This window comes from Gimesia chilikensis, assembly GCF_008329715.1.
In the GTDB taxonomy this organism is placed as follows: domain Bacteria; phylum Planctomycetota; class Planctomycetia; order Planctomycetales; family Planctomycetaceae; genus Gimesia; species Gimesia chilikensis.
This window is the reverse complement of sequence record NZ_VTSR01000005.1, coordinates 684,400-706,511: the sequence shown is the minus strand read 5'-3', so window position 1 is coordinate 706,511 and position 22,112 is coordinate 684,400. Positions and strand designations below refer to the sequence as shown.

At 51.1% G+C, this 22,112-nt stretch carries 13 protein-coding genes and 1 pseudogene; 7 read left to right on the top strand and 7 right to left on the bottom strand.

Translation table 11 applies throughout. The features are described 5' to 3' along the window. Positions 1-866 precede the first annotated feature (866 nt). Complete coding sequence (locus tag FYZ48_RS07120; RefSeq protein ID WP_149338826.1) at positions 867-2,762, bottom strand: carbon starvation CstA family protein; 1,896 nt, start codon at positions 2,760-2,762, stop codon at positions 867-869. Positions 2,763-3,390: 628 nt separating this feature from the next. Here FYZ48_RS07120 and csrA point away from each other — a divergent pair. Beyond that, positions 3,391-3,621 carry a carbon storage regulator CsrA gene (gene csrA, locus FYZ48_RS07115; protein WP_145045449.1) on the top strand — a complete coding sequence of 77 codons (231 nt, stop codon included), beginning with the start codon at positions 3,391-3,393 and terminating at the stop codon, positions 3,619-3,621. Between the two features lie 112 nt (positions 3,622-3,733). Here the strand turns inward: csrA and FYZ48_RS07110 are convergent, their stop codons facing one another. Both FYZ48_RS07110 and FYZ48_RS07105 read right to left on the bottom strand, forming a co-directional pair. After that, entirely contained in the window at positions 3,734-4,420 is a 687-nt protein-coding gene (locus FYZ48_RS07110; protein WP_149338824.1) for a class I SAM-dependent methyltransferase, read from the bottom strand. A 101-nt stretch (positions 4,421-4,521) separates the two neighbouring features. Then, entirely contained in the window at positions 4,522-7,059 is a 2,538-nt protein-coding gene (locus FYZ48_RS07105) for an ATP-dependent Clp protease ATP-binding subunit (protein WP_145045445.1), read from the bottom strand. A gap of 608 nt (positions 7,060-7,667) precedes the next feature. Between FYZ48_RS07105 and FYZ48_RS07100 the strand changes: the two genes are divergently transcribed. From FYZ48_RS07100 to amt, 3 genes are all read left to right on the top strand, one after another. Continuing rightward, the gene (locus FYZ48_RS07100; RefSeq protein ID WP_149338822.1) at positions 7,668-9,230 is read left to right on the top strand and encodes a thiamine phosphate synthase; all 1,563 of its coding nucleotides are present in this window, start codon (positions 7,668-7,670) and stop codon (positions 9,228-9,230) included. Positions 9,231-9,269: 39 nt separating this feature from the next. Then, the gene (locus FYZ48_RS07095; RefSeq protein ID WP_149338820.1) at positions 9,270-10,346 is read left to right on the top strand and encodes a tRNA dihydrouridine synthase; all 1,077 of its coding nucleotides are present in this window, start codon (positions 9,270-9,272) and stop codon (positions 10,344-10,346) included. A gap of 284 nt (positions 10,347-10,630) precedes the next feature. Beyond that, positions 10,631-13,597: an ammonium transporter gene (amt, locus tag FYZ48_RS07090; RefSeq protein WP_149338817.1), complete on the top strand. Its 2,967-nt coding sequence runs from the start codon at positions 10,631-10,633 to the stop codon at positions 13,595-13,597. Between the two features lie 3 nt (positions 13,598-13,600). On the opposite strand, the pseudogene FYZ48_RS07085 reads toward amt, so the two are convergent. After that, positions 13,601-14,491, bottom strand: a pseudogene (locus FYZ48_RS07085) (YifB family Mg chelatase-like AAA ATPase); the annotation flags it as partial. A gap of 148 nt (positions 14,492-14,639) precedes the next feature. On the opposite strand from FYZ48_RS07085, the gene FYZ48_RS07080 reads away from it, so the two are divergent. The 3 genes from FYZ48_RS07080 (at position 14,640) to FYZ48_RS07070 (ending at position 18,144) form a co-directional block, all read left to right on the top strand. Continuing rightward, positions 14,640-16,049, top strand: coding sequence for a hypothetical protein (locus FYZ48_RS07080; protein ID WP_149338815.1), 1,410 nt, complete (start codon positions 14,640-14,642; stop codon positions 16,047-16,049). 415 nt (positions 16,050-16,464) lie between these two features. Next, positions 16,465-17,175, top strand: coding sequence for a hypothetical protein (locus FYZ48_RS07075; protein ID WP_149338812.1), 711 nt, complete (start codon positions 16,465-16,467; stop codon positions 17,173-17,175). Between the two features lie 321 nt (positions 17,176-17,496). Continuing rightward, positions 17,497-18,144 (top strand): hypothetical protein, encoded by a 648-nt coding sequence (locus FYZ48_RS07070; RefSeq protein WP_149338810.1) that lies wholly within the window; start codon positions 17,497-17,499, stop codon positions 18,142-18,144. 637 nt (positions 18,145-18,781) lie between these two features. Here FYZ48_RS07070 and FYZ48_RS07065 read toward each other — a convergent pair. The 3 genes from FYZ48_RS07065 to FYZ48_RS07055 form a co-directional block, all read right to left on the bottom strand. Then, positions 18,782-19,735 (bottom strand): hypothetical protein, encoded by a 954-nt coding sequence (locus FYZ48_RS07065; RefSeq protein WP_149338808.1) that lies wholly within the window; start codon positions 19,733-19,735, stop codon positions 18,782-18,784. A 26-nt stretch (positions 19,736-19,761) separates the two neighbouring features. Then, positions 19,762-20,298 carry an HNH endonuclease gene (locus FYZ48_RS29875; RefSeq protein ID WP_390625122.1) on the bottom strand — a complete coding sequence of 179 codons (537 nt, stop codon included), beginning with the start codon at positions 20,296-20,298 and terminating at the stop codon, positions 19,762-19,764. Positions 20,299-21,003: 705 nt separating this feature from the next. Next, positions 21,004-21,780, bottom strand: coding sequence for a restriction endonuclease (locus FYZ48_RS07055; protein WP_149338803.1), 777 nt, complete (start codon positions 21,778-21,780; stop codon positions 21,004-21,006). Between the last annotated feature and the right edge of the window lie 332 nt (positions 21,781-22,112).

Genomic DNA, 22,112 nt, shown 5'->3' with positions numbered 1-22,112 from the left:
GCAGTCTACAGAAATCAGGAAAACAGCATAAAAAACCGCTCTGGTGGGAACGAACTTAAGAGCGGAGTTACTAGCGCCTTGCCGCTCAGTTTTTTGTGCTGGCTGATGTGCAGCTTTTCCTGTTGGTGCCGATCTGTAGGATGAGTGCGCGCTCCTTTTGTATCAAGTGGGAAGTATCTTGATCAGCGCCGGTGATGGGGGAGCGTGTTGCCAGCGCTGGTTTTTCTCTCAGTCCATTCCTGGGAACGTTCGTCATGTGGAATGGAGATTATTTCGATCGGCACGCAGGCGTCAAGCAGAATCCGGGGAGTGAAATGATTGTGAAATACTTTGAGTTCACCGCGATTGTGCTCCGAAGTGCTCTGAGTATGCTCCGAAATGAGTTGAAAATGTACGAGACAGATCGAACCGGTGCCGACTGTTCCGGTGAAAAACGCCAAAAAACGACGGCGATTCAGGTGCTTTTACGTGACTTGTGTCGCGTGTTCCGGTGCACGCATCGTCCGCCTCGCGCGCGAAGCACAATTGCGACACTTTACGATTCGGGAAGTGCGAATCAAGATCAGTCTGTTCAGGAAAGTGCAGGCGAAGTTCAGTGGGGCGGTTCGTTGGGTCCTGTTCGCAGACGCTTGATTCAGGAATGGGTACTCGCTGCCGGTCGTGTATGTCGAAGTCTACTTGTGACAATCGGGCACGAACGTTTTCACTTAGCGAGTGGTGCGCTGGGTCCACCGTTCGTAGTCTTACTCTGTCAATTTCCTGCTCGCTGCGCTCGGCCCGAATTGCATTCGGGCCTACCCAGGAATGTACTTAACCGACGGGCTGAGGGCCCGTCGGTTAAGCGGTTTGTGCTGTGGTGGTTACGCTCAGTTCGATCCGCCGGCGGAGGTGGTAGCGACCGCGGGGCGAATTGTGGAGAGTTCCGGGAGTTGTTCTTCGAGGTGCCCCTTGGACTTGGACCAGACGAGCAGGCCTTCGATCATCATCCAGACCTGGAGGCCGATGACAGCGACGCCGAAGAGGAACAGGTGCTGTTTCTCCGGGTTATAGAACCAGCCGGTTTCGCCGTTGAACATGTTCCAGAGCATGGCCCAGGCGGGCATGATCAGCATGACGATCATGGGGACCAGGGCGAAGATGATGGGTTTGTTGCGACGACGGAGGTAGAAGACGATGACCATGAAGGCCAGGCCGGCGAGCAGCTGGTTGGTGGCACCGAAGAGGGGCCAGAGAATCAGACCGCCACTACCAGGACCTGCTGTGGCACTGGCGGGCATCATGGCGACCATGCCACCCAGGGCGACTGCCAGTCCGGTAGCCGCATATTTATTGGTGAGCGGTTTAATGTGTACGGTCGCCGCGAGTTCCTGGATCACATATCGCTGCAGACGCGTGGCGGTGTCGAGAGTGGTGGCAGCGAAGCTGGCCACGAGGACGGCGATGATGCTGATGCCGAGCTTCATCGGGATACCAATGGCACCCAGGAAGTTGGCACCACCGTGAATGAAGGCACCGATTTTGTCTTTCAGGCCGAACGCACCCCAGCCTTTGCTGGCGTCGTAACGAGTTTCCCAGGCAGCCAGTCCGGCCAGCTGGGTATCGCTTCCTGTGGCAAGCGTGGGCTGATAGCTGTAGGCAGCTCCTTCCCCGACGCGGGTGAAATCACCCATGCCCACGCCGGCACAGCAGGCGAGAATCACGATGACGGCCAGGCCCCCTTCGAGGAGCATGGCACCGTAGCCGACGTATTGCGCGTCCATTTCGGATTCGACCTGCTTACTGCTGGTACCGCTGCTGACCAGGCAGTGGAAACCACTGCAGGCACCACAGGCGATGGTAATAAACAGGAAGGGCCAGATGGGTGGTGCATCGGCGGGGATGTTCGTGGCAACCGCGGGGGCGGACCCGACGAGGTCTGCTTTTCCGGTAGCACCAGCGACCAGGGCTCCGATGAGCAGCAGTCCCAGTGCGAGAACCAACTGGTGGCTGTTGATGAAATCGCGCGGCTGGAGCAGCAGCCAGACCGGCATCACCGAGGCGACGGCACAGTAAGCCAGCAGGACGAAGGTCCAGAGAATGACCGCGTTGGGGAACGGTCCCATATCGGGGATGCCGAACAGTGTGGCGATATTGATGGGCCAGTAGTAGGCACCCATGTAGATCGAAGCGTAAACGATGACGAGCGCGACGAGCGAGGGGATGAGCAGTTCTGCATTCTGTTTATAGACCATCAGGCCGATCACAATGGCGATGGGCATGGTAATCCAGACGGGGATGACCGTCTCGGGATAGAGCGAGAAGATGATGGCAATCACCAGTCCGAAGATGGCAAGCACCACCGTCAGGGCGAGCAGCAGGATCAGCAGGAACAGGATACGGGTACGGGGGGCAATCAGTCTGCCGGCCACTTCACCGACGGTTTGTCCCCGGTTGCGCAGCGACACCATCAGCGCACCGAAGTCGTGAACGGCGCCGACGAAAATAGACCCAAAGAGCACCCAGAGGAGTGCAGGCAGCCAGCCCCAGAAGACGGCAATCGCGGGACCAACGATGGGTCCGGTGCCGGCGATGCTGGTGAAGTGGTGACCGAAGATGACTTCTTTTTTGGTGGGGACGAAGTCGATATCGTCACGCAGCTGTTTACTGGGAACTTCCGCATCTGCGTCGACGTTAAAGATTTTCTGGGAGAGCCACTTACCGTAGGTGTGGTAAGCGATGATGTAACCGATAAAGGCTCCCGCAGCAATCAACAGTGTGGCCATTGGTCATTTACTCCAGCGTTTGTCCCGAAAGTGGGGGTCAGGACCGGATTTGATCCGGAAGGTCTGCTTAATCAGAGGGTGAAACACGAGGCAGGTTCTGATTTTCGCCGCAGTAAATCTAGGTGGGATGCGAAGTGCGTCAAATCAGAGCGCTACCTACAAGGTTATACATCTGCAGGGGAATTGGCAATTCAGATTAGCCCCTCGAGGTCCTGTTTATGTTCGCATGTGTGCAAAATTTCATTATTAATGGCCAGCCGGGCGTCAAAATCGTTACAGGCGGTATGGTTGGGCTATTCGGCAGAGCGGCATACATCTTTTCTTAATGTGCTCATTTATCCTATCTTAAAAGGAATCTTCTCTGTGGAAAGGTCGATGTAGTTAGTACCCCCGCGGAACTCATTACTCAGATGCAGGGATGTGGGTCATTGCCGGATCGGGAGTTTTGTGCAGGAACCGCACGGTTCTCCAAGATGGAGTCCCTTCCGACCGGACTGAATTGTTTTTACTTACTTACGAAATGACAACAGGTGACAAGCTTTTAGTCAAATCGATAAGAGGTTTGTCGCCTCTTCAGATATCACCTCATTGGCCCAGAAATAATAGATCTACGGAAGGAGTTACTACGATGCTTGTATTGTCGAGACAACGCGACGAGAGCATCATCATCGGTGACAATATTGTCATTACTATTGTCGATATCCGGGGTGATAAAGTGCGGTTAGGAATCCAGGCCCCTACAGAAATTCCAGTACACCGTCAGGAAGTGTATGATGCGATTCAGCGTGAAAACGCGATGAAAGAAGCGGAAGCGCAGCGTACCCCATCTCAGTCGCCATCCAAAAATGCCAGCGAGTGATCGGCTTTGAACAAAGACGTTCACCAGGCGGATCAGGGATTGATTTCAATTAAAGACTAATTGAAAACGCCACAGGGGAAAGACTGATACGAAGTCAGTCTTTCCCCTGTTTTTATGTTTGCGCAAGTCGATGCGAGACGGTCCAGTGCCGATCGGAGGTCAGCTGTGCTGCTTCAGGGGGCAGGCCGCAGGTCTGCAGCAGATCCCGAATTTCTGAGAGGGTGAGCGCGGCGTGCAGGGAGTCGGTCAGCATCTGACGCTGGTGCGGCGTGTCATTCGCGGTATACTGTCTGACGAGCGATTCGAGATCGTCCAGCGAGTCTGGCCGGGCGAGATCGCGGAGAAACAGGAAGCCACCCGGTTTGATCACGCGCAGCATTTCCTGCAGGATGGGCAAGGGATCCGCGATGTGATGAATCAGGCTGTTGGCGATGACGCCGTCCACGGAACAATCCGGGCAGGGCAGCTGTCTGGCATCAGCGAGTTCCAGTGAGATGCGGTTGGAGAGTTCCGCGCTGCGCAGGTTGTTTGTGGCGACTTTGAGCATTTCGGTAGCGAGGTCGGCCGCGATGATCTGAACCTGCGCGTTACGTTGACAGATTTCTATGGGGATCAGCGCGGTCCCGGTGCCGGGATCGAGCAGTGTGAGCGGCTGCGAGCTATCTTTTTCCGAACCTGCGATGAGCGCGAGGACTTCATCCGCGAAGCGCCGATTGACCTCGCGATTGTCCATGGTGTTGTAGCCGAGGGCCTCTTCGCGGGTGTCCATGACTTCGGGTTCGAGTCGACGGGGAAGCATGGTCCTGCTCCTTGCGGTTGAATACAGATACAAAAAGAGCCCTCACCGTGATAGTGAGGGCTCTGGAAGTTTTATCTCAAGCGTTATTCAAAAAGGGAAGTTTAACCTTCGCCTTCTGAAGAACCGCCTTCGCTGGAACCGACGGTTGCCAGCTCTTCGGTTTCGGCTTCGTAAGAACCTTCGAACTCGAGCCGTTTTTCATCGCCAACTTCAGCGACGGTAACCAGCACTTTGTTCTTGCCTTCAAAGGCACCCCGCAGCAGTTCTTCTGCCAGCGGGTCTTCGATGTAGCGTTCGACCGAACGACGCAGCGGACGTGCACCGTAGTCGAGTTCGCCCCCTTCGGAGCCTTTGTCGATGATGAACTCGCGGGTCTGGTCGGTCAGTTCCAGGACAACGCCCTGTTCCTTCAGACGTTTGCGAACCTTGGCCAGTTCGATGTCGACGATCTGCTTGAGTTCTTCGCGGGTCAGTTTCCGGAAGACGACGACTTCGTCGAGACGTCCCAGGAATTCCGGTTTGAACTCTTTCTGCAGGTCGTGCATCAGATTTCGTTTCATGGCATCGTAGCTGGTGTCATCGTCGGCTTTACGGAACCCGAAGGCGTCCCCGTGAGCCATGCCCTGAGCACCGGCGTTGGTGGTCATGATGAGAACGACGTTCTTGAAGTCGACCTTGCGACCGAAGCTGTCGGTCAGGTGGCCTTCTTCCATGATCTGCAGGAGCATGTTGAAGACGTCGGGGTGTGCTTTTTCGATTTCGTCAAGCAGCACAACTGCGTAGGGACGACGCCGAATCTTTTCGGTCAGCTGACCCCCTTCTTCGAAACCGACATATCCCGGAGGCGCACCGATCAGACGGCTGACGTTGTGCTTCTCCATGTATTCACTCATGTCGATCTGGATCAGAGCGGTTTCATCGCCGAACATGAATTCAGCGAGCGTCTTGGCCAGCAGGGTTTTACCAACCCCGGTCGGACCGGAGAAGAGGAATGCCCCCATCGGTCGTTTGGGATCTTTCAGACCACTGCGGCTGCGGCGGACGGCTTTGGAAACCTGCTTGATGGCTTCGTCCTGGCTGATGACGCGTCTGTGCAGTTCGTCTTCCATGTTGAGCAGACGCACCGTGTCTTCGCTGGAGAGCCGGGTCAGCGGAACGCCGGTAATCTTGGCGACCACTTCTGCAACGACTTCCGCATCGACGACGCCGTCGACTTCTTTGGATTTTTCACGCCATTCCTGGGTCAGCGTCTCTTTCCGTTTCTTCAGCTTATCAGCCTGATCACGCAGATTGGCTGCCAGTTCGAAGTCCTGGTTAGCGACCGCTTCTTCCTTGGACTGGTTGAGGCGTTCTGATTCTTCTTCGAGTTCTTTGAGATCGGGAGGCCGCACCATTGATTTCAGACGGATCCGGGCACCCGCTTCGTCGATTACGTCGATCGCCTTGTCGGGCAGACAACGACCGGTGATGTAACGTGAAGAGAGTTCGACGGCTTTTTCGAGCGCGTCGTCGGTAATCTGCACCTTGTGATGCTCTTCATAGCGTTCACGCAGACCACGCAGAATTTCGACCGTCTGTTCGTCTGTAGGAGGCTCGACCATCACGTTCTGGAAGCGACGTTCCAAGGCGCTGTCTTTCTCGATGTATTTACGGTATTCGTCCAGGGTCGTGGCACCGATACACTGCAGTTCGCCACGGCTCAGAGCAGGTTTCAGTACGTTAGAAGCGTCAATCGCTCCCTCAGCACCACCGGCGCCAACGAGGGTGTGCAACTCGTCGATGAACAGAATCGTGTTTTTGGCACGACGGACTTCGTTCATGACGGCTTTGATGCGTTCTTCGAACTGACCGCGGTACTTGGTGCCGGCGACCATCATAGCGAGGTCGAGCACGACGATGCGACGATCGCGGAGCAGGTCCGGAACTTCGCCGTCGACGACCATCTGGGCGAACCCTTCGACGATCGCGGTTTTACCAACGCCTGCTTCACCCAGCAGAACGGGGTTGTTTTTCTGACGACGGCAGAGAATCTGGATGACGCGTTCGATTTCCTTGGAACGGCCGATGACCGGATCAAGCTTCTTTTGCTTAGCCAGTTCGGTCAGGTCGCGACCAAAGCTGTCCAGAGCGGGAGTCTTGCTCTTGCCGGCTTTCTGGCTGCCGGTTCCGGGAGTCCGTTCGCCAGCCTCGCCCCCTTCCAGGCCGTGACCCAGCAGGTTGAGAACTTCTTCGCGGACTTCTTCCAGTTTCAGACCCAGATTCATCAGGACCTGAGCGGCGACGCCGTCCTGTTCACGCAGCAGGCCGAGCAGCAGATGCTCTGTACCTACGTAATTGTGATTCAGGTTGCGGGCCTCTTCCATCGCGTATTCGATGACTTTCTTGGCGCGGGGCGTCTGGGGGAGTTTGCCCATGGTGACCATGTCTGGTCCGGACTGGACAATCTTCTCAACTTCCAGACGGATCTTGCGCAGATCCACATCCAGATTTTTCAATACATTGGCTGCGACTCCTGAGCCTTCCTTGACTAAACCCAGAAGGATATGTTCGGTCCCGATATATTCGTGATTGAACCGCTGGGCCTCCTGATTGGCCAGCTGCATCACTTTTCGAGCTCGATCTGTAAACCGCTCGTACATAACTCGTTTCTCCTATGGCCCAGTACCATTGCGGGCGCTGTTGGATGAACACTGACTCCCCTGACTGGAAACCGGTGGGTTCAGTCGCAGGGAGCATTTCTCCCAAACTATAATGCTAATTCGATTGTTTCTTGTCTTTTAAAATTCAAAAACGCTGTTTATTTAACCCGAACGGCGTTAAACAACAAACAACGCACTGAATGGATTCGTTGCTGACAGTGATTCAGGAATGGTTCCCTGAGAATAATACGTCACTCACAAAAAAACGTCGAGGAATTTCCCCAAACTACTGTCAGTTCATCATAGGAAGTAACTGAATAATCACAACTTACTAAAATAAGCTGTCTATCTTAACACGTCGACTTTCAGCGGGTGTCACATTGGAAATACCCCCTCTCTTCCCTGATGAGGGTTAACGGAGTTTTTCATCGTACGAAACCTGCAAAATCCGCAAATTCGACAGGCCCGGTAAAGTTAATTCTAGTACCCATACCCAAATGTAGCAAGATAAGCATTCAATCGGTTAAGCTAAATAAGTTACGATTGCCTGTCGGGACGTCTTTCGAAGTCTACTTACCTCTCCCGTTTTGAGAAAATACCTGAGACCGATGCAACATTTACTAACCGCCGGCGCACAGCGTGCCCTGGCGCTGGCAGAACTGATCGCGAATAATTCAAATGATCAGGTAACGAATCCCCGGCATCTGCTGGCGGCTCTGGCACAAGAAGAGTCCCGGGCTGCCGAGATTCTGCAGGTGCATGGAATCGTGCAAAGCCTGATATTACAGGAGTTTGAACTGACTCTGCCGGACTCAGAGGCCGAATCCGATCTGTTCGAGACAGAAGTTCCTCTGGAACTCTCCCAGGCACTGTATCGATTTCCTCAGTTAAAGGACGTTCTCAATCGAGCGCTGGAACAGGCCAGTCAGACCAGTCTGCCGGTCGAAATCGGCAGCGAGCATCTGTTGTGGGGCGTCTTGAAGACCGAAGGACCTCACACGGAATGGCTGGTGAATCAGGGAGCCATTTCCTCGGATTCGCTGGCAGCCTCATTTCAGGGCGAACATCAGCAGGCAGGCGATCCGATCGATGTCGATTTCGCTTTTCGCACGGTCCCCGCGACAGTCAGCGATCAGACGAATACGTTCCGCACTATCGATGCCGCCGCGAATCGTCTGCGGGAAGGACTGCGGGTGGTCGAAGACTTTCTGCGATTCACGCTGGACGATGCGCATCTGACCCGATTACTGAAAACCACCCGGCATCAATTGACCGAAGCCTTGCAGTTCATCGGTCAGGACTCCCTGATCGCCAGCCGCGACACGCTTAACGATGTGGGAACCGCGATCAGCTCGACTTCCGAGTTTGACCGCCCTTCTCTGGAACATCTGGTTCAGGCCAATCTCAAGCGGGTGCAGGAAGCAGCGCGAACACTGGAAGAATTCGGAAAGCTGATCTCTGTAGAGGCAGCCGCTATCTTTAAACAGATGCGGTACTCACTTTATACTCTGGAAAAGAGCGTGCTGACCTGTGTCTCAAGTCAGCACCGGCTTGAGGACTGTCAGCTATATCTGCTGGCGACAGAATCGATGTGTCATCATGGTTGCGGACCTGCAATTCGTGAGGCAGTTGCAGTCGGTGTCCGCATCGTGCAGATCCGCGAAAAAGAAATGTCAGACCGTCAACTGCTCGAACATGGCAGGCGGGCCCGGGAATGGACGCGGGAAGCAGGAGCCATTTTGATCATGAATGACCGTCCGGATCTTGCGGTAGCGATAGACGCTGATGGCGTGCATGTGGGACAGGACGAACTGCCGGTGCGTGAAGTCAGACAGATCGTCGGCTCCCGTCGGCTGATTGGCGTCTCGACGCATAATATCGAACAGGCACGACAGGCCGTACTGGATGGAGCCGATTACATCGGCGTCGGCCCCACCTTTCCCACGGCTACGAAACAATTTGCCAAAGAAGAGTATGCGGGACTGGATTTCGTAAAGCAGGTTGCTGCCGAGATTACCCTGCCCTGGTTTGCGATCGGCGGCATCAACGCAGAGAACCTTCCGGAAGTTCTGCAGGCGGGAGCGACGCGTGTTGCCGTCAGTGGTGTGATCTGCGGGCATGAGCGGCCAGGGCAGATCACGCGAGATTTATTAGACCAGTTTACCCGTTGATTATTCTGTGAAAGTACGAAGCTGAAGATGACGTCTGAAATGAAAATAAAACCGGTCAGCCTGGGGCCTTACCAGCTCAAATCTCCCCTGTGTCAGGCGGCATTGAGTGGCTACAGCGATTATCCGATGCGGGTGATTGCAGCGCGACTGGGGGCGGCTTATACACTCTGTGAAGTGATGATTGACCGTTTGATTAATCAGACACGTCAGGGGAAGCAGCTCTCGATGATGTACTGTCATCCGGATGAATATCCGGTGGGCGGACAGTTGATGGGCTCCGAGCCGGAAGAGTTCGGGCCTGCGGCACAGAAACTCGTTGACGCCGGCTTTCATGTGATTGATATCAACTTTGGCTGCCCGGTGAAAAAAGTTATGAGCCGCTGTCGGGGTGGCTATCATCTGGGACAGCCTGAGGTGGCGCTGGAGATTATTTCCCGGGTCCGAGATACGGTTCCCGACTCAATTCCGGTGACACTCAAAATGCGGCGCGGCATTGATGACAGTTCCGCATCGGAAGAAAACTTCTTTCGTATCTTTGAAGGTGCTTACGCGCGGGGACTGGCGGCGATCACCGTGCATGGCCGCACGGTCGAACAAAAATATGTCGGCTCCAGCAAGTGGGAATTTCTCAGACAGGTCAAGCAACAGGCGGGCGACAGAATTGTGGTGGGGAGTGGCGACCTCTTCTCTCCCCAAGCCTGCCTGGACATGCTTCGTGTGACTGGAGTGGACGGCGTTTCGATTGCCCGGGGTGCTATCGGGAATCCCTGGATCTTTCAACAGACCGAACGCCTGTTGCGGGGGGAATCGATTACGCCTCCTGATGTCCATGAACAAAGGACCGTGATCGCAGAGCATTTTGAACTCGCTCGTGAATTTTACGGCGAGAAAAAAGTCTGCAACACGATGCGCAAGTTTGGCATCTTCTATTCAGAGTTGCATCCGCAGCGCAAAGCAGTTCGCGATGCGTTTATCGCCGTCAAAACTTCAGACCAATGGCTGAACGTTCTGGAGCAATGGTATCAAAATAATGCGCCGGGTTGCTTTCCGCCGGTCGAAGAGCCGAACCCGCTCTCGCTTGAAGCGGTTGCTGCAGCCAGCGGTGAAGCACACTGATCCGGAACATGTTGGCAGGATGCTTTCCGCAGCGACTTTTCGCGAATGATTTCTTTCCGGTTGTACGGGGTGTTCTGCCTGGGGCGAAGAGTGCGATTGTCTGGATTGAACGCAGATGTCTGACAAATCGGACTGCCGGGTCGAAATATGAGGTGTTCCACTCAGAATTCTTTTGACTGTCTCTGAAGTGGATCTAGATTTTAACAATTCTATTTCCCTCATATGACAATCATTTTGTGCTTCGAAATGATTGTGGTTGCATGACTTGAAGGCCCCCTCATTCAATGTCTTACGAGTTAACCACGAATACGATCTGGGTATTAATCTGTACTAGTCTGGTTTTTCTGATGCAGGCAGGCTTCTGTTGCCTGGAATCAGGACTGTCACGCTCGAAAAACAGCATTAATGTCGCGACCAAGAATGTCGTCGATTTCTTTATCGGATCATTGCTGTTCTGGCTCTTCGGTTACGGACTCATGTTTGGTGAGTCTTTTCTGGGGCTGATCGGAACGACCGGTTTCGCCTTTGCTGACAACAGCACCACTCACTGGGCCACCGTCGTCTTTCTGTTCCAGCTTGTGTTCTGCAGTACCGCGATGACGATCTCTTCGGGCGCGGTCGCAGAGCGGATGCGGTTTCGCTCCTATGTGATCCTGGCTTGTGCCATTGGTGCGGTTGCCTATCCTGTGTTCGGTCACTGGGCCTGGGCCCGGGATGCCGCAGGTGCCCCGGCAGGCTGGCTGGGAAAGCTGGGCTTTATGGATTTTGCCGGTTCCAGTGTCGTGCATTCCGTCGGAGCCTGGTCTGCGCTGGCAGCAGTTTTGATTCTGGGACCACGCACGGGACGCTTTGGCGCGGGCGCTGACAAATCTCGCTTCTCAGCGAGTAACCTGCCCCTGGCGGCGCTCGGATTTTTGATTCTGTGGTTTGGCTGGTTTGGTTTTAACGGCGGGAGCACGCTGGCATTAAACGGACAGGTTCCCTCTATCATATTAAATACGATTCTGGCCGGGATCGCGGGGGGCGTCTTTGCACTCCTCTGGGAAATGTTTTCGTCTAAGCAGATTTCGGTAGAAAATATCTTCAACGGATCACTGGCAGGGCTGGTGGCTGTGACGGCGGGCTGCAACGTTATTTCCTATCCCAGCGCGATTCTGATTGGCATGGTCGCCGGCGCGGTCATGCTGGGAGCAACGTATCTGCTCGAAAAATGCATGCAAGTCGATGATGTCGTGGGAGCGATTCCCGTGCATGGATTCGCGGGCGTCTGGGGGACCCTGGCTGTCGCCCTCTTTGCTGAAATGGAGCACGTACCGCACGGTATCACACGCATGCACCTCTTGGGGATTCAAGCCCTGGGGGCGGCTGTCTGCTTCGTCTGGAGCTTTGGTTTTATCTGGGCTTGTATGTGGACGCTGAATCGTTTCCTGCCGATCCGGGTTTCCGCGGGTGACGAAAAAATTGGTCTCAATGTGGCCGAACATGGTGCTTCTACCGAACTGCACAGTCTGCTGGAAACCATGATTGCCCACGAAAAGGGGGACAGTTCCTCTCGGGCCGAGGTCGACGATTTTACCGAAGCCGGGATTGTGGGATATCAATACAACCGTGTGCTGGACGCCCAGGAAGTCCTGTTATCGGATGTCAAAGACCGAGAGCTGCGTTACCGCTCGATCATGGACAACGTGATGGATGCCATCATCACCATCAACCTGGAAGGCAGAATCGAAGAATTCAACCTGGGAGCGGAGCACCTGTTTGGCTATCTGAATCACGAGGTGATCGGGCAGAACATCAACCTGTTGATTCCACCCCTGCACCAGAATCTGCAGCACAAATACTCCGAAGGAGACTTGAACCCGCAACTGGTCCGCGCGATCGGTTCGCGGCAGGAAATCGTGGCCCAGCGACAGGATGGATCAACGTTCCCCGCCGAACTGGCTGTGAGTTCGGTTGTGCTGGCAGACCGGGAAATCTTCACCGGAATTATCCAGGACATCAGCGAACGCAAAGAATACGAACGCTCATTGAACGAAGCACGGAAACGGGCCGAGGCTGCCAGCGATGCCAAGAGTGAATTCCTGGCTAATATGAGTCATGAAATCCGCACACCGATGACAGCCATTCTGGGTTTCACTGATATCCTGCTGGGTAATCTGAAAGAGAAAGAAGACATTGAGGCAGCTCACATTGTCAAACGCAATGGCGAGTATCTGATCGGCGTGATCAATGACATTCTGGACCTGTCTAAGATCGAAGCTCGCAAGATCGAACTCGAGCAGGTCCGGGTCGATACACAAGAGATCGTGCGGGACATCGCCGCTCTGATGCAGGTCAAAGCAGACTTGAAGCAGCTCAAATTGAAGATTGAATTTGAGAATCCGATTCCGGAAACAATCGTCACCGATCCGACACGACTGCGTCAGGTGCTGATCAATCTGCTGGGAAATGCGATCAAATTCACCGAGACCGGTTACGTAAAACTCCGCATCCAGACCATCAACCTGGAAGACTCCTGTGCGCAACTCCGATTCGACGTGATTGATTCAGGCATCGGCATCTCGGAAGCGGCACTCTCCCAGATTTATCAACCATTCACACAGGCCGACAGCTCAACGACCCGGAAATATGGCGGCACCGGTCTGGGGCTGGCGATTTCCAAACGCCTGGTCGAAATGCTGGGCGGACAGATTCAGGTCTCGAGTAAAGTAGGCGTGGGAAGTACCTTCACCATCACCGTCAATACCGGCTCTCTCGAAGGAGTGCGACTATTGCACCTGGATGAAAGTTCCTTCCGCAAAGCCGCAGAGGAACAGAACCAGGAACATCAAGTTGAGTCTGGTCGTAGTGTTTCCTACCGGCGTGTACTGATCGTGGAAGACGGCCTCGACAATCAGCGACTGATCTCGTTTCTGCTGAAGAAAGAGGGCATGGAAGTCGAACTGGCAGATAATGGAAAGCTTGGTTCCGAACAGGCACTGGCTGCCCAGGAAGCTGGGAACCCCTATGATTTCGTGCTGATGGATATGCAGATGCCGGTCATGGATGGTTACACGGCCACCCGCAAACTCAGAGAGGCAGGCTATAAGCGTCCGATTATTGCACTGACGGCCCATGCGATGAAAAACGATATGGAAAAATGCCTGAACGCAGGCTGTGATGCCTATGCAACTAAGCCCGTCAATAAACAGAAGCTGCTGGAGACCATCTCGCATCTGGCAGAGCCGCAGGCTTCAGAACAGGCAGACTGAGTTTCATGACCAGAACTGACGATCCAGAGTACGGTAGTTGATGGCTTCGCTGACATGGGCTGCGGTAATCTGATCGCTCTGGTCGAGATCCGCAATCGTGCGACTGATGCGTAAAATCTTATCGTGTGCCCGGGCAGACAGGCCCATCTCCTCCATCGCGGTTTTCAACAGGCCCTCAGCATCCGAGGCCAGCTGGCTAAATTTCCTCAACTGGCGGGGCGTCATCCGGCCGTTATGCGACGTCTTTTCATTTGCGAAGCGGCGCGCCTGAATCTCGCGGGCCGCCGACACCTGCTCGCGCATGGTCTGACTGTTGGTGCCAGAAGTCTGGTTGGAAAGTTCGCGAAAGGGGACCGGGGGAACTTCGATGTGAATATCGATCCGGTCCAGCAGCGGTCCACTGATTTTGGAAAGATAGCGTTCGATCTGCATCGGATTGCAGGAACATTTTCGTCTCGGATCAGACAGGTAGCCACAGGGGCAGGGATTCATCGCAGAGATCAGCATCACGTTTGCAGGAAATGTAACGCTGCCGATCGCACGGGAGATAGTGACTTCCCCACCCTCCAGAGGCTGACGTAACACTTCCAGGGTGCGGCGATTGAACTCGGGCAACTCGTCCAGAAACAGCAAGCCGTTATGCGCCAGGCTGATTTCACCCGGTGCGGGAGTGGAACCCCCTCCCACCAGACCCGCTTCGCTGATGGTGTGGTGGGGAGTGCGAAACTGGCGTAACATCACCAGCGACTGGTCTCGCGAGAGACGCCCCATCGCGCTGTAGATCCGCGTCGTTTCCAGACTTTCCTCCTGGGACAGTCGCGGCAGAATCGTACTGATCCGCGATGCGAGCAGTGTCTTACCGGTCCCGGGTGAACCGATCATTAGCATGTTGTAACCGGTTTACCCTCATAGGCCCATATGTCTAACGAAGGTCTATGAAAATACGAATTAAGTATGTGGGGCTAGGTCGACGGATCGAAAAGCGGTTATCCCTGGCGCCTGCCCCATTTTTACGACAGGGAGCTGGGAAAGGGAAACCGCTATGGCCAAAGGTAATAACTATCACCTACGTGATCTACCAAGCGTACCGTATCACTTGCATGAAATTCCACCGGAGTTTACGTGTTTTATGGATGAGTTTGTTCTACCTCGCTTGGGTAATACGGGCTATAAGATCGCACAGAAAAATGAGATTGCCACACAAGCTATCCACCAACTTATTTTAACTGGGCTGACCGGAAAGGTTGTGAGTGACACACGACGGAAGGACCAACCTGGAGTACGCCTACGAATTGCGGTGTGGGATAAGATTGTTAATGCAGGTTTGGCTAAAGACTGTTTGGGCAGTGAGGAAGCAGGTAGGCGGACCCGTTACTGTGCAACAAGTGAGTTACTTGAGCTCCGGCAAGAATGGGAACTTCGTTTGTTACTCAAACTCGACCTTGTAAGAAACAGCGAGAGACCACACAACCCAAAGCCACTTGCACTAATTTATTTACATACCGGAAAGATTGACCTCAGCACTGGTAAGCTTCTTCCAGTGGATAGGCAAAAGCAGCCTCTTCAGTTCTTGTCTACAATCGAAAATCGAGCACAGCTTGGATCTGATGGCAGGCCTGACCCACAGGCTATCAAAAATGGTCTAGAGTTCTGGCGAGCTATGGAAGACCGTATTGAATACATCAATCGTTCTAATCTTCAGCATTCTTGGCAGGCATTTGCTATTGATCCCGAATCTGGTCGCGAGTTTGTGTTCCAGCCAAACCCTTGTGTTCGGCAAATACATTTAGGACATTTTTTTCGAGCTGCAAGGCTTTATTCTTGGGGCGAAATCAGTGGTCAAAACCTGTCAAAGTCAACTCGTCGCACGATGCTGATTGATGGCGAGTCTGTCGCTGAACTAGATTTCTCAGGTATGGCTACCCGAATGCTATACCATTTGAAACGTATCGATCCCAAAGGCGATGTGTACCACCCTGAGAAAGTGATGCCTAGGTTTTATGGACTTAAGAACTTTGAAGAGACAGGCCGGGCGACCGTACGAGATTTTATAAAGAGGGCCACTAACATTTGCTGGAACGTTACCAGCCGTCCCAAAGCCCACTCTGCAATTAGTAAGTTACTAACAGAACATCCTGAACATGACTTCCTGCATGAAGTGGTTTTTAAAATTGAAAAACTACGAGCACCAGAGCTTGTAAACAGACTTATGGCAGTCCATGCCGACTTGGCAGACCGTTTCTTCACTGGGTGTGGAATTGACCTAATGACGGAAGACGGTCGGATCATGCTTCACATCCTTGAAGCCTTTGCTAGATCGGCTAAACCGGCATTAGGAATCCATGATTCTATTGTTTGCAAGTTGTCTGATGTTGACTTTGCAGAAGCAACAATGAGTGACATGTACTACAAATTTCTTCAATACAAACCAGTCATAAAAAGAGTATTTTAAGCATCAATAATATTAAAATCCCTGAGGTTGCTAATCGTTTTGTGCGTAATGGTTTACGTCAATTCGCCCCGGTGTATTGGGGAGGTGGGTCTGGTCGGGCACCGGCCCTCCCCCCCTCCCCCTCGGTTGTTTTAAATACAGAGATAGCTAATGCAATAAACGTAATGAGGATGCCTGAGAGTCTGTCATTAAGAATTCAATTTACTTCTCACCAATATTATTGTCCAGACGGAGGTCCAAACAAAACAAAGATTACCAGCCACCACTGACAACGCGACAGGTTCGCATCTGTCGTACGCGCCACCTAACGTGCCCAAACCAATGAGCAACTCCATGTCACGGATAAAATTTACAAAGACAATTTTAAACGTGTAGACCCACTACACAGTAACCATTTTTAGGGAGACATAATATTATGCCCAGACACAATACCCCACACCACACAGATGGCCCTGGCATTGGTAAAAAGCTAAAGGGCCAAGAGCTAAAAGATAGATTAGAATACCTTACTGCAGAAATAACAAAGCACCACTGGAAAGCGTTAGAATCATGGCAGGGCTTCCTGAATGAGGCAAAAGAGGCAGGCGAAGGCTTATTGCGAGTAAAACGCCGGTTAGGCCATCGTTTGAAATGGTCCAAGTGGCGGCAAAGAGAACTAATTGAACCCGGCGTAATGTCCAAAGAGACGTCACTTATCTACATGCGTATTGCTCGCGAATGGGACTCGCCACAAATGTTAGCTGCACGGGCAAGCGGCATTAAGATCGACAGTATCAACAAGTTTATGGAGATTGTTCGAAACAAACCTAAAAAACAGGATAAGCCAATTTTAAGTGCAGCCGAGTTGAGGCGGAGTATGTACTTGGATAATGTGCGAAAACAATTTGCTGAAAAGCTCCGTGGACTTACACCCTACGAACTGGACCTGCTTGCCGAGTGGGGCCAGGTAGACGAATTATGGGACGGATTAAATGAGCAATTGAGACTTGGAGTCCAAGTCTTTTACGGCGAAGTGTATGAAATCGATAGAGAGAAAAGAAAAGAAGAAAGAAGCGTAAAAATCAAAATAAAGCAGGCATTAAACACCAAGCATAAAGCACAGTCATCTAAAGCCAACACTACATGACCAGCCTCGTCCTTATGTTTGGTGGGTAGCCAGGGGCTATTACTTTTGGTGGTGGGGCATGTGCCACGATATAACGACCTGTGGGCCAATAGCACTTACAGCCCACCGTTTAACACCACCGAGAACCGCACATTTTGCCGTCTGACGCGTTATTACCGTCCGGGATGGCGAACGACAGATGTAATGTTAAAATAATCTGTCGTGTTTGAGAAGGAAACTAAACCCGTGTGGCTTTTCTTGTATTCAGAAATGTTAGATGGGGGTTAGACAACGTAAATATGCTTGTAGATATTGTGTAATTGATTCGATGCGAGTTAATAAATGATTATTGTCCACTGTCCCATTTGTGGTTCAAATTTCAGTGCTGCCTATACAGAGGCTGGGAAGGCTACTGTATGCACAGTTTGTGATACGCTGGTTAGAATTCCAGAGATAGAGGTCAAGCGATCTGTGCAGAGCCGAAGCGCTGGCTTGAATAAAGAGATTGAGATATCAGCAGATGTAATTAAGTCAGAAGATTTAAACCTAATAGACTATTTTAAGTTTTTGTTGGTAACTGGAAATTATAAAGAAATATTCGGATTTATTGGGGGATGCACTTTTATAATTTTATTGATTGCTACCGTACCTATGATGTGGCTGACAGAGATTAGAATTAGAGAAGAGGAACGAGAAAAACAAGCCAAGATTGAAAGAGAAGAAGATGAATTCAGAATGGAACAAGTTCGAAAGTTGATAAGCTATGGTATGAGCTACGAGGAGGCAAAAGAATATCAACAGGACGAAGAAACACGTCGGAATATTAGAGGTCCTTATCGGATCATCACAATTAACGAAATAGAATCAAAAAGATCAAAAAGAGCGAATAGTTCTCCTCGGTACCGACAGAGTCTAATTAGGAAAGAAGAAGCTGAGGAAGAGGAAATGATGCGAAGATTATTTCCACATACATATTCTGCATCAGAATAATTAGGAGACATCGGAAAATTAGAGATCGATTGCAGTCTTAGGATTTCAACTCTGTACAAGTAATGCCGGGTTTTTGAATAACCCTCTACACGATTGCACTAAATGGTTCCCGACGCATACAAGGCCGGTTACTAAACACTACCGAGAACCGCACTGGTGGCCGTCTGACGCACTTTGACCATGCGAGGTGGCGAGAACCACGCGAGGTGACTTACAGGGCCGAGACGGTGCCGTATTTGGCTGGTGTCTGTCTTTGGGGAGACGTGTGTGGGGGCTAGAGGGCTACCCCCCAATACCGGTTTCCCACCCGATGACGCAACTGGTGGCCCTGTACCCGTCTTTTCTTTATCCGATGAAGCGTTAACGTATGAGTCTTGGCAGATATTGGCTTGGTACCCGCGTATAAAATTATTTATCGTGTAGAGGGCCTGCACGATAGCAGGAACAAGTGTAAAAAGTGCTACCTGTATAACACAGTAAAAGACCTACAAGGACGGTCGAGTTCGCTTCCTGGTGTCTCTCGGTCAGGAACCATGAAAGGTGGTACATCTTCGCCCGAAATCCAGCACAACCGAGCGGTGATATCACGCCTTGATTTCAGGTTCCACCGGATTCGATGCTCTAATTTACTTAATTATTAGCCATCATTTGAACTGTGATCGATATTGATTCTAGATGGTTGCTCAATGTTCGGTAGACCCAAGCGATCTCGCTCGCGCACTTCGGTTGCGAGGTATTCTTTACAGAACATGGTCAAGACTTTCTTTGTGAAGTCGACACCACGAATGTTCAAATCCCAGTCAGTAGAAATTTTCTTACCCTTGCGTACCTGTTGCATATCTAGGGACCATAGGCCAGCACGAATCCTTACTTCCCGAAGGACACGTTGTCCTTTTGGAGTGCGAACGCACCAACGCACGGGTACCAATCCCAGTAAAACCATAATGCCTGCTGCCCCGGTTATACCCGGATCAATTACCAGCCCATTATTCTCGAGGGCTCGAAAGGTGTGGATCAATCTGTCATCCATGGAATACAATAAAATGTCAGCAGCACCTAGTTCTTTAAGCAAGTACTGTGTGCATCCCTTTTTTTGGCCTTCGATATCTGGTTTCAGTATACCTTGTTCGGGAAAGTTTGCGGAAGTCGCAACCTCCACGGCAAAGTCGCGAAGTACACGCTCGATCTTGGATTCGGCTTCTTTTCCGCCGCGTAGCCACATTTCTAACAGAACAAAAGATAACGCGATAGTTTCTTTTGATGAATAAAGCTGCCCTGTTTTATCCAGTGGTACTTTAGGATAAGGGAACTTAAGGTGAATCCCATCAGTTGCTAGATCAATGTTGAATGACTGATTTACGAGATCGGAACTTTGTTCCGCTGGAGCTGAGAGACTAAGTGCCAGTAGTAGGAAGGGATCATCTAGGACGTAGCTTGACAATTTTAAAAAATCGGTCATGTGATAGTCTTTGATGGCTAATATGAAAAAAAGCGACTTTTTTGATAAAGCCCATTTAAACGCAAAGGCAGTGGGATAATGAGCAATGACGAAGAACATGTCAAGCGATAACTGAGGACGATGCCGAAGCATGTTTTATTGCTTATCACATAGTTTAGTTAGGTGTAATATCGCGAGAGTAAGTCCTTCAGTTTATCCCTAATTTCTTCTTGGTTCTTACCATAGTGTGCCGCACGATGATCGTTTGCGCACAGAGCCACGATGTTACGTTCGTGGTCCGCTCCGCCTTCCGACAAAGGTACGACATGGTGTGTTTCTAGGTAGATATACCCGCTTTTTGTTTCGAAGCCAGGCATCCCACAGTACTCACAGTTTCCGCAAGCACGATGTAATGCTGCATCGCGCTGTGCTCTGTCGCGGATATAGGTTTCAGTTTGTTGTACTCGTTTACGGACTGGATCTATTGGAACTGAATACTGATCAAATATTTTAATGGTTGCTCCATTGCGAGTTATTACACAATTACCCGTAGATGGATCGTAAGTGGTTACTGCCCATGGTATAGGATCCAACTTCCGGCCACTCACTTTTGAGGCTTTCGAATTAGGGTTGTCCTTGTCTCGTCGCGAGCCGTCACAAATAATGACTTTTATAGGAAGTTGTCGTTCGAAAGCATTCACGATGTGCTTGTCCATTCGCTGAGCGCGTCTAATCATCGGGTCGGACTTAGACTTTTGATCTTGGAATGATTGGATTTCTTTCTGGAGATTTAATTTCTGAAATATCGATCCGTTCGAGCATTCTAGCTCATCGAACCAGAGGCAAAGAATAGAGAATTTACCTGGCACGTCAAATGACCATTCATAGCAGTACTTAGGATTCTGAGACGCTTTGGACGGCCCGCCTTTGTAGTTACCCCAGTCCTCTACATTTACACCCGCTGATGCTACTAGGTCATATATCCGGTGGAAGGTTGTGGGCCTTAGTAGCTCAAGCTCTTCATTGTCTGGCACGTTCTAATTATTCCTAACCAGCTTAAATAATATTCAATATAAGTGTTATGGCGTATTATTGTGTTTCAACACTCTCTTAATGCTTCGCTGAGATAGTGACATGAGATCACTATTTAGACCTACATGCAAATGAAATATGCTTTTTAGTTTCAAAAAATGTTTAACGTGTAGAGCCTTTACACGATAGCACCAAATGGTCTCCAATATATACAGGCCTTGGATATAGCCATTCAAGACCGTGGCCCACCAATGGACCGTCGAGGTTGCCCTCTTACGTGTTTTCACCATGCGAGATGACGAGAAACTACGCGATGTGACTTACTGGGCCGAGAAAGTGCAGTATATGGCCGCGGTATTAAATGGCTATTATCAAGAAGCATGTCAGGATTATGCATCTGTTGTGTAGTCTATGAGCCATTCACTTAACGCGTCAAAATCTCGCAAGCTCAGTTTGTATTCTAGAGGAGACGCGAAGTCGATGGCGTCTTTTGTGAACGAAGACGTTGTGGCGATGATACCCTTTGTGGCGTTCTCCACGGTAGCTACGCCGTAAAGACTACGGAGTGTCTCGACTCCAACTTTGTTATGTTTAGCATACCGCTTGCACTCAATGAGATAGAGCGATTTCCCAAACTGATCATGCTTTAGCGCGTATATATCCTTACCGCCATCACGCGTTTGGGGAGTAAGAGTTATCTGGAACCCTTGTTTTCGAAATAACTCGGCGACCAGCTCCTCGAATCGGCGTGGGTCTAAGTCGTGAAGTTTATCTGGGTGTTTCGACAGGAACTGGATTAGCTCGTCGTTGATAGTTTGGTAGGCTATAACCACTTCTTTAGTAAACGGTTGCCCGGTTGCGTCAAACAAAACTGGGAAGACCGAAGCAAGCGGAGCGTATTTTGTGTAACCCTGGGCATAATGACCATTACTAAACGGGTAATAAATTTGGCCACGAGGCCTGCGTTCCCCATCTGCCTCTGCTTCATTCTGCTCCATGTGCGACTTACAAAGAAATGGACACGTAAGGTCCTGTTCGAAGAATTCTACGGCGGTGTCTATGTAGTAATCGTAAAGATAAACTTCGAATTCCGCGAGAGCATCACATCCGGCGACGCTGCATAGTGCTCCTGCTTCATACTGTTTGTATCGTTGAAGGTCTGTCATTTATTTCTCTGCAATACTGATTATTGACAAATGCTTAAAATACCTAGGTTTATGTCTAATATCAATTCACACCATGAGTACTGCCCCCAGCTTCCTTAATATGTATTTTTACTCATCTACTACCTTGAACCATTGAAATTTCTGTTTCCGGTGTTGAATTGAAAATTAGTCCGAACGACATCTTCGGTACATAGAATTGTGACGCGTTATCTTCAGGAGTTTGGTTTCAAAATAGTTTTTCGTGTAGTCCTTCTACACGATTGTATTAAGTAGGGATAAAACAGCCTCGTTTGTCGTAAGGGTCTGGTTCGGCTGGTGATAAGATTGGTTTA